This is a genomic window from Photorhabdus viridis (genome assembly GCF_040256935.1).
Lineage (GTDB): Bacteria > Pseudomonadota > Gammaproteobacteria > Enterobacterales > Enterobacteriaceae > Photorhabdus > Photorhabdus viridis.
This window is the reverse complement of the sequence record NZ_JBEJZY010000492.1, coordinates 1-223: the sequence shown is the minus strand read 5'-3', so window position 1 is coordinate 223 and position 223 is coordinate 1. Positions and strand designations below refer to the sequence as shown.

Here is a 223-nt window from a genome sequence, read left to right as displayed (position 1 = left end):
TCGTTCAGGAATTTCTGGCCGGCAATGACTTCCACCGGGTTCATCAGAATACCCGCGACCGGCACCGCGACGGCAAGCGCTCCCAGCCGGCAGGCGATTTTGCGGATTTTAGCCGCTCCCGGCACCTTGCTGAACAGCTTCTGCAACGCGCCGGGGCCTTTGGCGGCTGCGCCGCCAAAACTGGCTAACCCGGCGGCAAACATCGTTAAATCGGAAACGGTAT

1 protein-coding gene is annotated in these 223 nt (G+C 61.0%); it reads right to left on the bottom strand.

The annotated features are described in order from the left end of the window. Nucleotides 1-223, bottom strand: a 223-nt coding sequence (locus ABR397_RS24260; RefSeq protein ID WP_350307908.1) for a hypothetical protein, incomplete at both ends; no start/stop codon positions are given.